At 40.4% G+C, this 245-nt stretch carries 1 pseudogene; it reads left to right on the forward strand.

Annotated elements, in window-relative coordinates:
• Positions 1 to 245 (forward strand): annotated as a pseudogene (nusA, locus tag SB658_RS26645) (transcription termination factor NusA); the annotation flags it as partial.

A 245-nucleotide genomic window follows, 5' to 3' on the forward strand; every position in this document is an offset into this window, starting at 1 on the left:
GTACATGCAGAGAACATTGATGTTGATCCAGTAGGTTCTTGTGTAGGACCGAAAGGACAACGTGTACAACGCATTGTAGACGAATTAAAAGGCGAAAAGATTGACATCGTTCGCTGGTCAAATGATCCAGTAGAATATGTTGCAAATGCTTTAAGCCCATCACAAGTTGTTAAAGTTCTTGCAGATGAAGAAGAAAAAGCAACAACTGTTGTTGTTCCAGACCACCAACTGTCATTAGCTATTGG

It is taken from the genome of Bacillus sp. SIMBA_008 (assembly GCF_046535495.1).
Lineage (GTDB): Bacteria > Bacillota > Bacilli > Bacillales > Bacillaceae > Bacillus > Bacillus subtilis.